Source organism: Lachnoanaerobaculum orale, assembly GCF_003862485.1.
Taxonomy (GTDB): Bacteria; Bacillota; Clostridia; order Lachnospirales; family Lachnospiraceae; genus Lachnoanaerobaculum; species Lachnoanaerobaculum orale.
Window position 1 is genome coordinate 2,063,195 of sequence record NZ_RRCM01000001.1, and the last position, 16,465, is coordinate 2,079,659.

The following is a 16,465-nucleotide window of genomic DNA, read 5'->3' on the forward strand; positions in this document are numbered from 1 at the left end:
TATATTTGCCTGTATCATAATACAGGTATTGTTCTTAATGGTTCATTCATAAAAATCTTTATCTTTTCAATTTCTTTGTCCGCCCTTTTTCTTACAGCTTCTATATCCCAATCTCTACAACTTTCATATTCTTTCATAAATTCTATTCTAACTGCTGCATATTGTGAATTTTTGTATTCAGTAATTTTTTCACTTACAGTATTATCCTGAATACTCTTATTTATATGACTGTCAAGTACAATCAGATTTCCTATTCCGTTAAACTCATCAATATAGTCTTTATCATCCTTGAAATTTTCTTTTGCCTTAATATGCTCTATATCATAAGGGTTTTTATTCTTTTCGTAGATTGCATAGTGGAAAAACTTTTCATAAATTTCTTGCTCACTTATTACTATTTCATTTCCTTGGCAAATAAATGATTCCCCCAAATTAGCTACTTCATCAAGTAATCCAGACAGTGTGCAAACAAGCCTGACTCTACTTGCATTGTAAAATAATCCTGATTTAATAGTTGTATAAAAATCTTCTTTAGGTTCATGGTCCTTACTGCGCACCGGTGACCACAGCATATCTTTAATGTTTTCTATAATCTTATTAGTGCTATCTTTCTTAAACCACTTAAAGCATTCCTCACAAACCTTATTTTGAACAGAATTTATCACTCTGTCATTTACAACGGTATAGATTAAAAAGAATCTAAACATATACATATTTACTCTCAGTGAATCTATATAGTAATCGCTCCAGCCCTTTCCTTTAGCTTTAAAGTATGCAACCACAAATGGTATAGTCCAATACCTTTTATATCTTGTTTTTTCAACCATATAAATCGAAAAGATTTCTTTTGCAATTTCAGGATATTCGCCATTATACCTTACATCTTCGATCCAACGCCAATATTTTATAAATTCTTCCACTATATGCTTGAAGGAAGAAAATTCCAATACTCTTAGGTCACTTTGCTCTATAAGTTTATCCCCTTTAAAAAGTTCATCAAAGAACTTTTCATTGCTTTTGGATACCTCAGAAAATCCCCAGCCAAATTCTGCACAAATTATATGTTTATAGATATCTAAAACCCACGACATATTAAATTCTGTCTGGTCTTTTCTTCCGCCTACGCCCAGTGCATTATTGCTATCATCTATCAATTTATAACAATTGGCAATTTCTTTCATCCAGTTGTCTGTATCATCGATTTTTCTAAGATAATTATAATATCTTAATTTAAAAATATCTGTTGCATTCAAATCAAGACCTGTAGTATTTATAGTATTAAAGACTGACACCACTTCCGGTAGATCCATTTCTTCGGTAGTCAGTATTACAAAGTATATATTATCCAATACAAAATCTTTAAGTTCTGAATAAAAATTCGTTTTATCTTTAAACTCTTGTTCGTAATACTCAGAAGTAGCCTTCCTTAACTGTTCCTTATTTTTAGAATATTTAGAGGAAACTTTTTTTATTTGAGTCTCACTCAGTACTTTTTTGAGTTCTTCAGAATCTATAGTATTGCTATAATCATTGTTCTTTTCTCCCGGATCGTTTTTGATTATCTCTTTTTGAAGTACATCCAACAAAAGTAAAAATGTTGTAAGTCTTTGTTGACCATCAACAATATCAAGTATATTGGCATCTTTAGTTTCTTTGTTAAACTGTATTGTCCCAAAAAACACGGACTTTTCATATTTTCCGGCATTCACTTCACTTTTCATACTGAATGCTTCAAAAATAGTATTCAAAAAATCATTTATATTTTTTTCTGCCCATTCATATGGACGCTGATAAATAGGTATTCTATACCTTTCCTTTATTATATCTCTAAGTCCAAGCACTTTAGAATCAATCGGAAATCCCATAAATCCTCCCCATAATAACTTGTTCCATTAAGTTTATAATGTATAATTATTTTTATTCTACATCATTACAACCTTTTTTCAATCTCTAATAACTACACTTTCTCGAATACTTCTAATTTGCTTTTTAGTAAGTGTTTTCTCTTTCAAAAGTTCTTGAACCATGGCATCAAAAAATCCTCTGTTTTCAGCAATAATCTGCTTTGACTTTCTATAATATCTATCCATCTCTTTGTCAACTTTTCTGTCCTTACTTTCCAATAAATATTGGGATGACTTACCTCTTTCAAAAGCATCAAATCCATATGCACAGTAATTGTCAACAAATGTTGTAGCCAAGCCAAATGCTTTATGCAAATCTTCCTCACAGCCAAGATCAAATGTTCCATAAATTATTTCAGTCGCAGCCTTACCTCCTAGGCTTCTGATGACTTCATTCTCTTGTGCAACTACATTAAAATTATAATCCTCAGGTTTTCTTACAGAGGTTATCCCACCTGAATTATTTGAGTAACCGCAGATCGAAATAAGATTTACAGATCCCGGCTCCAATATTTCAGAAATAACAGCATGTCCTGACTCATGTATGGCAACCTTTTTTAAAATATTACTGTCAATATATTCTACCGACTCAGGTGCATCAAATATCAAACGCATACACGCTTTTATAATATCTCTTTGCTCAATCTTTGTTCTTTTGTCAAATACCGCATAAATTCCGGCTTCATTTATTACCATTTCCAATTCTGCACATGAGTGTCCTTCCATAAAGCTTGATATATCATCTATATCTATATCTCCAAATACTCGTTTTTTACTTAAAAAATGCTTTATTATCTTCTTGGCATCATCTCCACCGGGACATGTCATCCTTATAACCTTATCAAAACGTCCCGCTCTCATAAGTGAATTTGGTAAACAATATATATTGTTTGCTGTAGCCAAAACAAAGACATTTGAATCCTTGCAATCATCTATACAGGACTGTACAACTACATATTCCTCAGCATCTTTGTGATACTCATCCTCATTTGCAAACTTATCAATATCATCAAGAAATACTATGGCAAATTCTTCTTCTTTTGCTTTATCAAATATATCTCTGATATTATTAATAAACTCTCTACTGTGTTTATCCTTCCTTATTGTAAATGATTTTATTTTGCTTTCTTTTATAAAGCTCTTAGCTAACATAGTCTTTCCTATACCCGGCTCACCATGCAAAAGCATTCCCCTCGGTATTTCTACACCAAGCCTCTTATAATCTTTAAAGTTTTTTAGTACATCACAAAAACGTATCAGTTCCGCCTTAATATCGGCATATCCTATAATTTTATCAAATTCACTCATTTTCTTCTCCCTCTAATATAACCTGATTTTTTCTATTACCTTTATTTTCCGCCTTCAACCCGTCAAAAAAATAATTTAATTCGGATATCAAAGATTCTGTTGAAAAATCATGTCCTTCACCTTTAATTATTTTATATTTACAGACAGTATTTTTTATGCTGTCTAAGATTTCAATATAGCGACATGACGGATCGTCTTCACCATACAAAAAGTACATATTATTTCCTCTAAACTTTTGTGCACCTTCTTTTATTTTATGAAAATTGATCATCAATGGAGCATTTATTAAAACAGCATTCTTTATTTTTTCAATTTTTCTGCACTGAGCTGCACCTATCGAAGCTCCGTTTGAAATTCCGACAAAATATATTTCTTTATAATCCCCTATATACTTACTAATACATTTTATTTCTTCCTCCAAATCACATACCGAATCTTTAGGATTGGCGGAAACCACAAATGTATAACCATATTTTTTAAATAAAAAATCGCATATATTCAAATATTTATTTTTAAAACCTTCTATAGTTCCTCCTCTACCGGTTTTAATAAAAATAATATTTTTCTCACCATTTATAATTCCAAACTGTTTTCCGATTACTATGTCATATTTCTTCAACAATTATCCTCCCTCTTTATTTATGACTGAAATCCCTTCATCCAATTTATTTTGCATATTTAAAATAGCATAAATAATGTACAATATTTTGCACATTGAAATTATGTTGCAATGCGATATTCTTTGTTAATACCTACACACAAAAAAAGGCTCCCTCCGATCAATCGGAAGAAACCTTTATCCTTTTATTTATATTTACTTCACATATTCCTTTATTACAGCAATAAATCTCTCACCGTATTTGCCGTATTTATTTTCTCCAACACCGGAAACATTTAGCATATCGGATTTTGTAGTAGGCATCTTTGCACACATATCTATCAATGTCTTATCATTAAAAACGATATATGGAGGTATCTTTTCAGCTCTTGCAATTTCAAGTCTAAGCTCTTTTAACTTATCAAAGAGCTTGAAGCCTGCAGACGTTAGTGAATCCATGCCTTTTTTATTCTTCTTAGGTTTTTCCTTTCTCTTGGACATCTTATCTTCATCCGTAATCTTGACCAACACTTTAGTCTCAGTATTTTTAAGTCTACTTATATCTCCAAGTTTTAAAACCTGATATTCACCCGTAGCAATATATCCTTCCAGTAAAAGTTCTTCTATAAGTCGTCTTAGCAGATTTTTATTTGATGATTCCAAAACTCCATAGGATTTATATTCAGTTGCTCCTATTTCCGTAAGCCTTGCAGTCTTTGCTCCAAGAACCGTATCCATTATTATATTCTTACCATATCTTCCACAAGACTCATATATGCAATTTATTATCTTTTTAGCCTCATCTGTCATGTCAAGAGTTTCAAATTGGCGTAGACAATTACCGCAATCATCACATGGCTTTTTAGGATCTTCACCAAAGTATTTTAAAATATAATTACGCAGACATTCCGTAGTATAGCAATATCCCTCCATTATCTAAAGTCTTTTAATATCCCTCTCTCTGATTGTCATTGCATCTATCGGATCAATATCACTAAAATCCTTATGTTCCAGTAAAAATCTGTTAATTATAATATCCTGAGGTGAAAAAAGTAATATACATTCAGAATTCAAACCGTCTCTACCGGCTCTTCCCGCTTCCTGATAATAGTTTTCCATACTTGAGGGCATATTGTAGTGAATGACAAATCTGACATTTGATTTATCAATTCCCATTCCGAAAGCGTTTGTTGCTATTACGATACTTGTATAGTCAAATACAAAATCATTCTGCATTTGCTTTCTCTCTTCATTACTCATTCCTGCATGATATTTGCCAACCGAAATATGTTGCTTTCTTAAAAGAGTATACAGGCTGTCAACATTTTTTCTTGTGGCACAGTATATAATACCGCTTTCACCTCTATGTCTTTCTATAAAATCAAGTATAAACCGTTCCTTATTCTGTGGCTTATCTACCTGAAAGAATAAATTTTCTCTGTCAAAGCCTGTTACAAGAAAATATGGATTATTAAGTCCCAATGAGCAGATAATGTCCTCTCTAACATTCTGAGTGGCAGTTGCTGTAAAAGCACTTATAATTGGGCGTTTGTCCAATATATTTATAAACTCTGCTATATCCATATAACTTGGCCTGAAATCTTGCCCCCACTGTGAGATACAATGCGCCTCATCTACAGTTACCATTGAAATTTCAACACTTTTGGCAAAACTAATAAAGCCTTCACTCATAAGTCTCTCAGGTGCCACATATATAATTTTATAATGACCTTTGTACGCATTTTTGAAGGTATCGTTCAACTCCTTTTCAGATAACGAGCTGTTTATAAATGCGGCATCCACACCGGCTTCATTTAAGGCCTTTACCTGATCCTGCATAAGAGAAATAAGCGGTGATATAACCAATGTGATACCTGAAAGCAGCATAGCCGGAACCTGGTAGCAAAGTGACTTTCCCGCACCTGTAGGCATTACCGCAAGAATATCCCTGCCCTCTAAAATAGCATTTATAACTGCTTCCTGACCCGGCCTAAATGAATCATAGCCAAATACTGCCTTCAACGCTTCTTTTGGAGTTTTATATATTCCACTATCAGATATTATCATTTCTTACTCATCCTAACTCCAGTATTTTTGCCAAACTCTTTGCCTTATTAACTGCAGCAGACTTTGCATTGCTGTTTGCAATTTCTAAAAGTCCCTGCCATTTGGCATCTTCTCCTGAAATATATCCTCTATTTACCGCTTCTCTTAAATAATCTGCATAGTAAATACAAATGTCCAAAACTCTGTTTGCCCATACCGGTGGCTTTTTATTCTCTGCAGCCATCTTTCCCGCATACTTTATACATTCTATGAGCATCACATAGCATATACTTAAAAGCTTATTTTCTTTCTCAACTATTCTTACCAGTTTTGCAGGGCTTATATCCTCATGTAATAAAAGTTCTCTGATGATTTCTCTTAAATTCTCTAAGGATAAATCTCCTGAGTCCACCAGTTGTCTGAAAAGACTTTTTGCGCCATAAATACTCTCCCCATCCTGTGCCAGAGTACTCACTGCAATAGTCAAAAATATCTTTGAGTAAGGTGTTGAGTCACCCTCAAGAGGTCCTTCTTTTTCACCTCTCCAGTTTCTATATTTACTTACTACAACCTTTTTCTTTTCAGGGTCGTAATGAAGCCATACGCTCTTTTCTTTCTCATCTATGATTTTTCCGTTGTTGTCGGCCACAGCTCCCGACATCTGAGCCTCTTTTTGAATTCCGTAAAACCATCCATAAATATATACCTGAAACAGCCTATCAGGTATATCCGGTAATTTCAAATCGAAGCTAAAAGCTTTTTCGCCTTTCCTTACTTCAAATACATTTATATTAAACTCAACATTATCATAGATAAGCTTTTTTGCCTCAGGTAATGCCACCCATACTTCATCAAAATCATTTGGTGTATTTTCATTCTGTACTTCTTCATACTTTTCTTCTTTTATATCCATACCAAGGGAATTTAGCTTATTCACTATTTCCTTAGCATATTCTACAGCTTTTGAAGATCCGTATTTTGTGGCGAGATTCTTTACAGCCTTCATTTCCAATGCATTTTGTGGGGCAAGCTTATTTTCTACCGCAAAAATAACTTCATCAAGATAATCTCTTAGAAATTTTACAATCTCAGCTGTTCCTGTAAGCATTCTAGGTGCTTTAAGCGATACCTCCACCACATCACAGGCAGCCATCCATACCAAACTCAGCATACCGTCTTTTGCCATATTTTCCATTGCAAAAGCCAGACTTGCCAAGTTTGACGGTGTACCGCCGCTCCAATCAATCTCTGAGATATCAGCTATTCCGGGTGTCAAAAGTCCTCTATCCCATGCTTTTTTACTGGCCTCTATAATATCCTCTGCATTTTCGACGTTTAAATTACCTTGTATGGCGATCCAATTCATCATTGCACCTTTTGTAACCGGCTTTCTTCTTCTTGCTATCTGCCTTAAAACAATTCCCTGGCCATGGTAAACTTCAATATCTCTATGTATAGCTGTAAGAGAATAATCACCCCAGTTTGGAAAAACAGAAAACATATTTATATAATTATGTGAAAGTCTATTCGGTAATACTCTAAGACTTTCAGGTATATTAACCTTAATATTCCAATATGCAATTTCTCCCGTTTTCAATTCCGGTTCGATATATGAATCTTTTAAATACCCTGCAATCAGATTACCGACTGAAATCTCCTCACCTGATTCATCCTTTAACACTTCTCCTGAAGGAAGTTCTATTTTCAAGTCTATCTTCTTTAATTTTTCTACGTATTTTTTTATATCTATATCTGCCGGATGTTCTATCTCCAATCTTGTAATTGCAAGCTGTAGATCCGGCTCTGAAACATATGATAAATTCTTATCTTCATATATTGATAAGCGTTCCACTAAATCATTTAAACTGATACTTAGATCGACGTAACTTGGTGTACTCAGTAAACAAGGCCATTTGCCCATAGAATTAAACAATAGCTCTCTTCGCATGTACATAAGATCATGGTATCTGATTTTTAAGACTTCTTGTTCACCATTCCACACATTTTCTTTTGTATCCTTTATCATATTCATTTCAAGGTTCTTAGCCCATCTTCCAAGTGTTCTTAAACCTCCGGCATCACCGTTTGGAATACCTGCAAGACTCATTTTAGCTTCATCCGAATTTGTATAAGCAATATAATTTGCCATTGCAATAAATCTCTCAAAAAAAAGATCTGCAATATAGTCCTTTCTTTTAGAAATATCTGAGACCAAATCTGTTAATCTTTCAGATGATATCTCACCAAGTTCAAACCTTGGCACCTCCCAAAGTTTAGGTGTTTCTCTCCAAAGCCCTTGCAATTCTTCTTTTACATCTTCATCTTCTATCTCCAGTCCCCAAGCCTTTTCAATACTTCCCGCAAGCTTTGCTATACTTTTATCCTCATCCTGCTTATAAAGTAGAAGCCATTCTTCATACTCTTTTACCGACTTAGGCTTTTCCCTTTTTAAAACAGACTTTAAAATCAGTTTCTTTATTTTTTTCACCTTTGCCGAACTGCAGGAGATAAGTATTGTATATAACCAATCTTCAGTAGCACTCTCTATAAGTACAGGAGCAAATCTCTCCATCAAAGCCGTTTCTCCGAGTCCAAGCAGTGGAATAATTGTTTCTACTCTTGATTTTATCTCTTCATCTGTAATTCCGATTTGTTCCAATACATTTACATATTCTTTTCTGTCTCCCGGCCTTTGTGCAATGCTAAGTCCGTAAAATACCTGCTCCATAGCAGTATCTTTCTCAATAAGATTATTTTGTACACCCCACATAAGTATATCAGAGAAAGGTCCGGTTGCAGGCACATTTAAAGCCACTCCGGCTTCTATATGCTCTTTGAATCTTCTTAAAATCTCTTCCTTTTCAATTACAAATCTCTCATCAAAATTGTAGTCTTTTCTTTTTGATGTCAGAAGAATTGCCGCTACAGCCGCCCAGTCCTTCATATACTCCACAGACTCCGGAATTTCAAGATTCATTTCATGCACAAGTTTTAATGCCAACATTCCAAGCACTGACAATGAATGCTCCCATATTCTCCTGTTTGATGCACAGGCGACTTGTATAAAGTTCATTGCAAAAGTCTCACCTCTCTCCTCAATAGCCTTTAGAGCGACTTCGCTACTTCTTCTAAGAATATTTGCAGCTCGCTTGGCATCCACTCCCACTCTTATAGCAAAGATTGCAAGCTTTTCAAGATCTACATCCACCACAGAAACAAATCCATATGTGTTACTTGATAATTGTTTTATCTCTGTCCAGTCTCCGGATTTTAATCCTTCTCTTGCCTCTTTTTGCTCTTCCTTGCTTCCTATTCCAAGATTTAAAATATCACCAAAATCTGTCTCTTCATATCCGAGAGAACGATATATTTCTGCCGCTTTTTCCAGTTTGCTTGCCATACTATACTCCTTTTTTTAGTTTTACTGCCAAGATATGTTTACATGGGCCTCTACCGTTTTGATGTTTCAGATACCATGTACAAGTGCATTTTGCATTCTCAAGGTTCTCATCTGACGGATAAATAACTCTGTAAGTTGTATCCCCTGATTTTACATGCCATATATTATCATCAATATATTCAGTATCTTCAACCAGCTTCTTTGCACCCACAAGCCTTGGATTATCCTTTAAAACTCTATCCGGATCATCCGGCAATTCCCTATGGAAAAATGCTCTATCTCTGACATCAAACCCAAGCTTCCCTGAAACGGCAAGCAGCTCTATTGCATCATTCATATCATTTTTTACTATTCCGATTGATTTTGATATTTTATCAATATCAAGTCTTGATTCAAAGTTTAATATATCATCAATTTTATCCGCACATTCAAGTATTTTAGGAGTTGAAAGCGAATCAAGTAATGCTCCCTCGCCTGAATACCCTTCATAACTTTTTGCTGTCAAACTGAGGGTAATATTTGCTCCGGTCATACATACTTCAATCATCATCTGCCCCGGCTCACTATCATTCGGTGCATAAAAATAAACAGCATTTACATTACTCATTATCCTCTTAAGTGCACTGAGTCTATGCAGTCCGCTGATATATACACTGTTTTTCTCTTCTTTCGGCTTTAACATTACACCTGTCTTTGTAGGTGTCAGCCATCCCGATCTCTCCTTACCTGTGGCCGCCGGCAGCATTGCAATAAATGATTTTGCCTGCATTCCTTCAATATGGAATTTATATTCCATATTTTGATGTAGCATAGCACAGTTACCAAGTGCCCTGACCCATCTGTCAGGCATTTTTACAGGTCTTTGTATATGTATATCTGTCAACACACTACCATCAAGATTCTTACTGTGTAGAGCCTTCCATCCGTCATCTCCTATACGAAACTTTAATCTGTCCCCCTGCTTTACATTAAAAAGAGACTTTCTTAGATTACTGCCTATATCCACATTTGTAGTACCATAAAGTATCTCCCCGTCCAGTGCACTTTGGAATAGATCCATTCTTGCATAAACACCATTGCAGGCTGAAAAGCATTCCGCTCTCAATATATCCCCTTGCGCAGAAAGAATAGGGTCTCTTTGTGCGACCGGTACATATTTAAAATATCTTGTACTGACTATATCTGCAAGTACCAAAAGTCCCCCTGAAACTATTGTCGGGTATATAATTTCTCCATTGAAAAATAAAGGGTCATTCTCTACACCGTTTGGAGTAAGTGCAGGTGCTATAGACAATGCCAGATTGCCATTAATAAGGGTTGATTCGTTTTTAAATTCTCTCATTATATCCCCCTGAAATTGTATATTAAAAGGGCGATCCAATATAGGATTGCCCTTTTATTTTAGCATATAATTTAGTTTTTTACTTTATTTTGTGACTCCATAATCATATAGTAATATTAATTCTTCCACCTATGATTAAATCAAATCTCTAATTATTCCGTCACTTTAAACTTTTTGATAATATACTTAAATAACTATTTCATATTTCTCTTTCAAATTATTTAACATACTATACTTAATCATCCCTTCCAACTGCATCCTTCCAACTATTATCCCCGGAGCTATTCCCTGAGCCTTTGCAAATTGAAGTACTTGGCTTTCCGAATAATCCCTATTTCTTCTAAATTCTTCAAAATCTTTAGAGTCAATCAGTATATCACCTGACCATCTGTCAGCCTCTTTCTCATCATCTTCAGATGTACCGTTTGGCTGCCCTACATGTCCAAGAACAATATGTGCAAGTTCGTGAAATAAACTGAACCAAAACTTGTCTGCATCCTTTCCTCTTGCAGTAAGTCCAAGAACAATCTTATTCCCATCTATAAAAGAAGCTCCTTGTAGAAAAGATCCTTCAAGATGTGGCAAAAACACTAATGCAATCCCACAGTCTGCAAGACATTTTTTTATCTTAGGGCAGAATTCCTTTGGGTTAAGAACCGTCATATTTCTTATATTATTCAGAACTGAAGTTAACCCTTTGATATTTATAGAAGCGGTTTGAATATTACGTGCCTTAATTCTTGCTTCTTGTGCCCATGCCATTAAAGCCAAATCACTTTTTTCTGTAATTGCCAAACGTCTACATGCAATTCTTGTAATCTGCTCCTTTCCAATAAGAGAAAGTTCAACAACCTCAAAAAATTTCCTAAGATTAACAACCTTTTCATTAGATTCTCCGGCATCCGGAATCCAACCGAATTTTACCATCTCCCCATAAGGAAATTTTTTAACCATTTCCTTATCAGCTTCCATTGTATTTTCTGCTTCTGCCTTAATAATCTTCTCTCTATAGATTGCCTCCAAATTATTCCAAAACTTGGCAGGAACACCTAAAACCATCTCTAATCTGATTGCTGTTTCAGGTGTAAGCTGTACATCTCCATTAATGAGCTTACTGATATGTTTTTCAGACATATCCATTCTGGCAGCAAACTCTTTCTGGCTCATTCCCCTGTCGTTTAACTGCTCTTTAATTGTCGCTCCGGGTGGCGTTGCAATGTAACTGCGACTTCTCACCATAGTGCTACCTCCCCGACTTAAAATACTGACCATCAATGATAGTCAACAATTTCCAAAATATTTGCTATTTGAATTTCATTACCAATTTTCTCGAATACCAATCTGTATGGATGGACCAAATCCAATGCATATTGTCCTTTCCTGTTCTGCTTAAGTGCATGACATCTACCGATATGAAACTGTATCATTATCTCAACCGTGTCCACAGCACAGATTTCATCTATACGCTGATGTATTTTATCTGCCATCTCTCGGCCATAAGTTCTCTCTGCTGTTTTGGCATCCGTACAAACCCTTTCAATTTTCTTATTCTTGTAAGTAATATTCAAAGCATTACCTCTCTTACGTATTTACCTTTGAGGTAAATACATATTAGCATGAATATAGCCCTTTGTCAATTTTTAAATTAACCTCTGAGGTATATTTTTCTATTCTCATTTTTCAATTTTCTTTTTTGATAGTAGCTTTTCAACACCGGACTTATAAAATATCTTATTAGTTTAGACAATTGTCGTTATCTACAAATATTCGAAAACAACGAATTGATACCGTTAGTTTGAAACTGCTAATTTCCAAAGGATAATTCCAACAGCTCCTCCGCTACAACAGCAGATTTTATCCTTATCAAATTATCCCATACATCTTCCTTGCCTAAAAGATTCATACCACCATGCCATACCAGTTCTTCATCTATGACTGCAAAATGTTCATCTACCTCATCTTTAATAACAACCTGTATTCCTGATGATTTCATCTGATTAATCATTTCATGATAATCATTAATGCTTCCAAAGCTCATTTTTTCAGGATCAGTTGTTATCACGACTATCTTACATCCTGCTTCCACCTGCTGTTTTGTAATATAAATTATTCTATCAATTCTCTCCTGTACAATATGTGGACTTGAAATAATTATTCTCTTTTCTGCCTCGACAATATCCTGTTCGAAGATATCAATATAGTTCCCTGAATCATAAATTGCATTTGCAACTTGTTTATCTAATGTCCTATTCGAAATTAGAGAATATCCTAAACGCTTGTAAGTTCTTAGACGTTTTGAATACATTTTCTCGAAAACTTTTAAATGAGCATCTATATAATCATAAACAACTACATACTTCTTACCTTCATAATTTCTATGTAATCTCCCAACATACTGCTCCAATCTTCCATCAAATGAAACCGGTGATGCCAACATCAATGTATCTAATCTCGGAAAATCAAATCCTTCACCAATCTTCTGCCCGGTAGCTATTAAAATAATTGATTTTTCATTTAGAATCTTCTTTAAATTTTTTCTGATTTCAAAGTTCTCCCTATCACTATTATCACCATAAAGCAAGAACACATAATCTGCTACACCTGACAGAATATTAAATAAATTCTTTGCCTGCTCCTTATATCTTGTAAGAATAAGCGGAGTTCTTCCATCGGCAATTACCTGCCTTGTATCATTTACGATCATTTCATTTCTTATTTTATTGTTACTTATTAAAGTATAAGCAGCACTAATATCATTCCCGTTTTCATTTGTATCAATAACCCTTGTAAATCTTGGATATACATAATATCCAATACCCTGTTCTTTCGCACGTTCTTTTGCAGTATAACTATGCCTTATCGGACCTAATAACATATATACTATTTTTTCAAGATTATCCCCACGCTTTGGTGTTGCTGAAACTCCATAAACGTATCTTGAATTTACTCTCTCCATTACTTCTATCTATGTATTAGATCCACAATGGTGACATTCGTCCATAATTACCAGTCCATAAGAATTAATAAAATCATTGAATTTTCCCTTACTATACATTGACCCAATCATAGCAACATCAACAATTCCTGTAAGTGTGTTCTTATTACCTGTTAATACTCCAATCACACTATCCCTTCGTTTTTCTTTACCTGTCTTTGTTTTATAAATTGGTGGTTTCTCTTTTATAATTAAAAACTTATTTAATTCTTCCACCCACTGTTCAATCAAATCTTTGCTATGAAGGAGAATCAGTGTACTGACTTTTCTTTGTGATATCAAATAACTACAGACCACCGTTTTTCCAAATGCAGTAGTTGCACTAAGCACTCCATGATCATGCTGTAACATTCTATCCGCCGCCAAATCCTGCTCTGTACGCAAATCTCCATTAAAAAAAACTTTTATAGGCCTTCCCATTTCTCTTTGATCACTAATATCGTACTCAATGCCGGCTTCTTTACAATTATTTATAAGTTGTTCTCTAAGCCCCCTTGGAATACGAATATATCCGTCAATATCCTTTCCCATATAAACAGCACTAAAATTATAATAATTTGAATATCCTAAACGCCTATTCTTATAAAAGATAGGATTATCAAATGCCGCCAAGCTTCTTATTTGATTCTGTATCCTTGGCATAAGATTCAATGCATCTACATATACCCCATCGCCAAGAATAATATGCATTTTACCTACAACATCAGATTTATTAAATACTTGTTTCTTGTTCCAGGGTTTAGGTCTACATTCCATATCATTCGGTACAACACCTGTTGCTTCAGTGATCTCAGCCTTCCATTTTTTCATAAAAGTCACAATCTCTTCCATAGACAACTTCATTGTATGGTTTAATAAAATATCCCACTGATCAGGATAGGCATTCCAATTACTATCAATAAAGGCACTATTTCCATTTTTTAATGCCTGTCCCTGCAATGGCAGAGCAATAAGATTTCCTATACTGTTTGCATTATCCTGACATGGATACATTCTGTCATAATATTGGAATGACTTCATATTAATTAAAGATTGACCTCTATCCAACAAAAGGTAACCGAAGTTGCGTGCCAAAGAAACAGGAATAGGCTTTTTAAAAAATATCCACACATGTGCTCCCTGTCCTGATCTTGAACGTTCTACCAGCGGAGAGATTCCATTTTTTTCACAAATAAGACGCAAAGCTTCCACCTCTTTATGCCAGTCTTTAGTCGAATTTGCAAAATCTGTTTCTTCTGCACCCTTTTCATGATTATCAAAGTCAAATACTATAAACCTGCATGTACCATCCGGTAATAATGGATAGACGCCTATAACATCCGAACCGTCATCTTTATATCCTAACAAGTGCTCCACTATTTTTTTAGCAGTAAGTTTAGTCCAGCTTGTGTTCTTACAATCTTCACAATGTATTTTCTCCCCTTGCTGTTTGGGACAAAGTCTATCATTCCAGCGGTTATCACATTGAGGAAAATATCCACCCTTTTTCCCTCTCTTGGCATACACATCTGTTCTTCCCCAGAACATTGCAAAGTACCTATTTGCCATTTCTTCAGTAATATACTTTCTGATAATTCTTCCGCCTTGATCCGGGTCAAACTCAGATGTATCTTCTATCTTTTCCTCAAATATACAACTTTCCGAATATGCTATATTCGCTTTCTTTAATTTTTTCTTTAGCAAGGTATTCTCTGCTTGTAGCTCCCTTACCAATTTACGAAGTGAGTCAAGGTTTTCCGCTTCAATACTCATCTCTTAGCAAATTCCCGTTTGATTTCCGCTTCAACATCATCTGCCGAATATACTCTGCCGGCCTTAATATCTTCCATGCCTTTCTCTATTTCTGTATTAAACTGTTCTTTTGTAAGAGAGCCATATGCAACCGGCTCTTCATAAGCCGGAAGTTTCATTTCAAAAGGAATCCCTCTCTGTAATACAATCTGTCTCAGAAACATTCCTACTGCATTAGACATCGGGATACCAAGCCTGTCAAGCACCTGCTCCGCCTGTTCTTTTACTTCAGGCTCTACACGTGCAAATACATTTGCTGTTCTTGCCATAAATACTACCTCCTCTTTTTTCTTCATTATATTTTATTTGATTGCGATATGCAATCTATTCGCAATCCATTTTCATAAGATAACCGCCGGATATTTTTTAGTACGAAAAAGAGCACCTCTCAGATTATCTCTAAGAAGTGCTCTTGTTACCATGCATATCAGTTATTGATTCTAACCTCAAACCTTTGTTTAGACATCATAACTTTAGAAATTTTATATTTATTTTTAGTACAGCTTAGCTCCTGCCGGTATATGATTATCTACCATTATAAGGTGAAGCTCTTCTCCCTCGCCCTCTTTGAGCTCATTTACAGCGCTCAAGAGCATACCGCATGATTCAATTCCCATCATTGCTCTTGGTGGAAGATTTGTTATAGCTATAAGTGTCTTTCCGACAAGCTCCTCAGGCTCATAGAACTCATGAATGCCTGAAAGAATTGTTCTGTCCTTGCCTGTTCCGTCGTCAAGAGTGAACTGTAAAAGTTTCTTACTCTTTGGAACTGCAACACAGTTCTTTACCTTTACCGCTCTGAAGTCCGATTTTGAGAATGTCTCAAAGTCTACACTCTCTTCAAAAAGTGGCTCTATCTTTACATTTGAGAAATCAATCTTCTCATTTGGTGTAAAGAAACCTGTATTTGAATCTGAAGTCTCTTCATTTTCTGCATTAGCCGGCTTATCAAGGCTCTTCATCGTAGGGAAAACTGCTAACTACTATGTCGATATAATGCATTATTGTGCACTGTAAAAAAACAATATATCAGCTTATTTTCCGTTACCATGCATTATCATGTACTATTCATTTGAGAATA

Annotated in this window: 10 protein-coding genes and 2 pseudogenes; all 12 read right to left on the minus strand. The window is 34.9% G+C overall.

What is annotated here, in order from left to right; translation table 11 throughout:
- Positions 1 to 14: 14 nt before the first annotated feature.
- Positions 15 to 1,865, minus strand: coding sequence for a GmrSD restriction endonuclease domain-containing protein (locus EHW90_RS09925; RefSeq protein ID WP_124952578.1), 1,851 nt, complete (start codon positions 1,863 to 1,865; stop codon positions 15 to 17).
- A gap of 78 nt (positions 1,866 to 1,943) precedes the next feature.
- Positions 1,944 to 3,212, minus strand: coding sequence for an AAA family ATPase (locus EHW90_RS09930; RefSeq protein WP_124952579.1), 1,269 nt, complete (start codon positions 3,210 to 3,212; stop codon positions 1,944 to 1,946).
- Positions 3,205 to 3,831, minus strand: coding sequence for an alpha/beta hydrolase (locus EHW90_RS09935; protein ID WP_124952580.1), 627 nt, complete (start codon positions 3,829 to 3,831; stop codon positions 3,205 to 3,207). Before EHW90_RS09935 ends, EHW90_RS09930 begins: the two co-directional genes overlap by 8 nt.
- Positions 3,832 to 4,026: 195 nt before the next feature.
- Positions 4,027 to 5,877: pseudogene (recQ, locus tag EHW90_RS13820) on the minus strand (DNA helicase RecQ).
- A 7-nt stretch (positions 5,878 to 5,884) separates the two neighbouring features.
- Positions 5,885 to 9,256, minus strand: coding sequence for a PRTRC system protein E (locus EHW90_RS09945; RefSeq protein ID WP_124952581.1), 3,372 nt, complete (start codon positions 9,254 to 9,256; stop codon positions 5,885 to 5,887).
- Position 9,257: 1 nt separating this feature from the next.
- The gene (locus tag EHW90_RS09950; RefSeq protein ID WP_124952582.1) at positions 9,258 to 10,598 is read right to left on the minus strand and encodes an SWIM zinc finger family protein; all 1,341 of its coding nucleotides are present in this window, start codon (positions 10,596 to 10,598) and stop codon (positions 9,258 to 9,260) included.
- Positions 10,599 to 10,784: 186 nt separating this feature from the next.
- Positions 10,785 to 11,837, minus strand: coding sequence for a HigA family addiction module antitoxin (locus EHW90_RS09955; protein ID WP_124952583.1), 1,053 nt, complete (start codon positions 11,835 to 11,837; stop codon positions 10,785 to 10,787).
- 32 nt (positions 11,838 to 11,869) lie between these two features.
- Positions 11,870 to 12,166 carry a type II toxin-antitoxin system RelE/ParE family toxin gene (locus EHW90_RS09960; RefSeq protein WP_124952584.1) on the minus strand — a complete coding sequence of 99 codons (297 nt, stop codon included), beginning with the start codon at positions 12,164 to 12,166 and terminating at the stop codon, positions 11,870 to 11,872.
- A 236-nt stretch (positions 12,167 to 12,402) separates the two neighbouring features.
- A complete protein-coding gene (locus tag EHW90_RS13720; RefSeq protein ID WP_330507837.1) occupies positions 12,403 to 13,554 on the minus strand; it encodes a hypothetical protein in 1,152 nt (383 codons plus the stop codon).
- A gap of 9 nt (positions 13,555 to 13,563) precedes the next feature.
- Positions 13,564 to 15,345, minus strand: a complete 1,782-nt coding sequence (locus tag EHW90_RS13725) for a TOTE conflict system archaeo-eukaryotic primase domain-containing protein (protein WP_330507839.1) — start codon at positions 15,343 to 15,345, stop codon at positions 13,564 to 13,566.
- Positions 15,342 to 15,653 carry a type II toxin-antitoxin system RelB/DinJ family antitoxin gene (locus tag EHW90_RS09970; protein ID WP_124952585.1) on the minus strand — a complete coding sequence of 104 codons (312 nt, stop codon included), beginning with the start codon at positions 15,651 to 15,653 and terminating at the stop codon, positions 15,342 to 15,344. Before EHW90_RS09970 ends, EHW90_RS13725 begins: the two co-directional genes overlap by 4 nt.
- 225 nt (positions 15,654 to 15,878) lie before the next feature.
- A pseudogene (locus EHW90_RS09975) lies at positions 15,879 to 16,358 on the minus strand (lysine--tRNA ligase); the annotation flags it as partial.
- Positions 16,359 to 16,465: the final 107 nt, after the last annotated feature.

What these genes read in the sequence shown, in the direction of transcription:
- EHW90_RS09925 (WP_124952578.1), bottom strand. Translation starts at nt 1,865, where the DNA reads ATGGGATTTCCGATTGATTCTAAAGTGCTTGGACTTAGAGATATAATA.
- EHW90_RS09930 (WP_124952579.1), bottom strand. Translation starts at nt 3,212, where the DNA reads ATGAGTGAATTTGATAAAATTATAGGATATGCCGATATTAAGGCGGAA.
- EHW90_RS09945 (WP_124952581.1), bottom strand. Translation starts at nt 9,256, where the DNA reads ATGGCAAGCAAACTGGAAAAAGCGGCAGAAATATATCGTTCTCTCGGA.
- EHW90_RS09950 (WP_124952582.1), bottom strand. Translation starts at nt 10,598, where the DNA reads ATGAGAGAATTTAAAAACGAATCAACCCTTATTAATGGCAATCTGGCA.
- EHW90_RS09955 (WP_124952583.1), bottom strand. Translation starts at nt 11,837, where the DNA reads ATGGTGAGAAGTCGCAGTTACATTGCAACGCCACCCGGAGCGACAATT.
- EHW90_RS13720 (WP_330507837.1), bottom strand. Translation starts at nt 13,554, where the DNA reads ATGGAGAGAGTAAATTCAAGATACGTTTATGGAGTTTCAGCAACACCA.
- EHW90_RS13725 (WP_330507839.1), bottom strand. Translation starts at nt 15,345, where the DNA reads ATGAGTATTGAAGCGGAAAACCTTGACTCACTTCGTAAATTGGTAAGG.
- EHW90_RS09970 (WP_124952585.1), bottom strand. Translation starts at nt 15,653, where the DNA reads ATGGCAAGAACAGCAAATGTATTTGCACGTGTAGAGCCTGAAGTAAAA.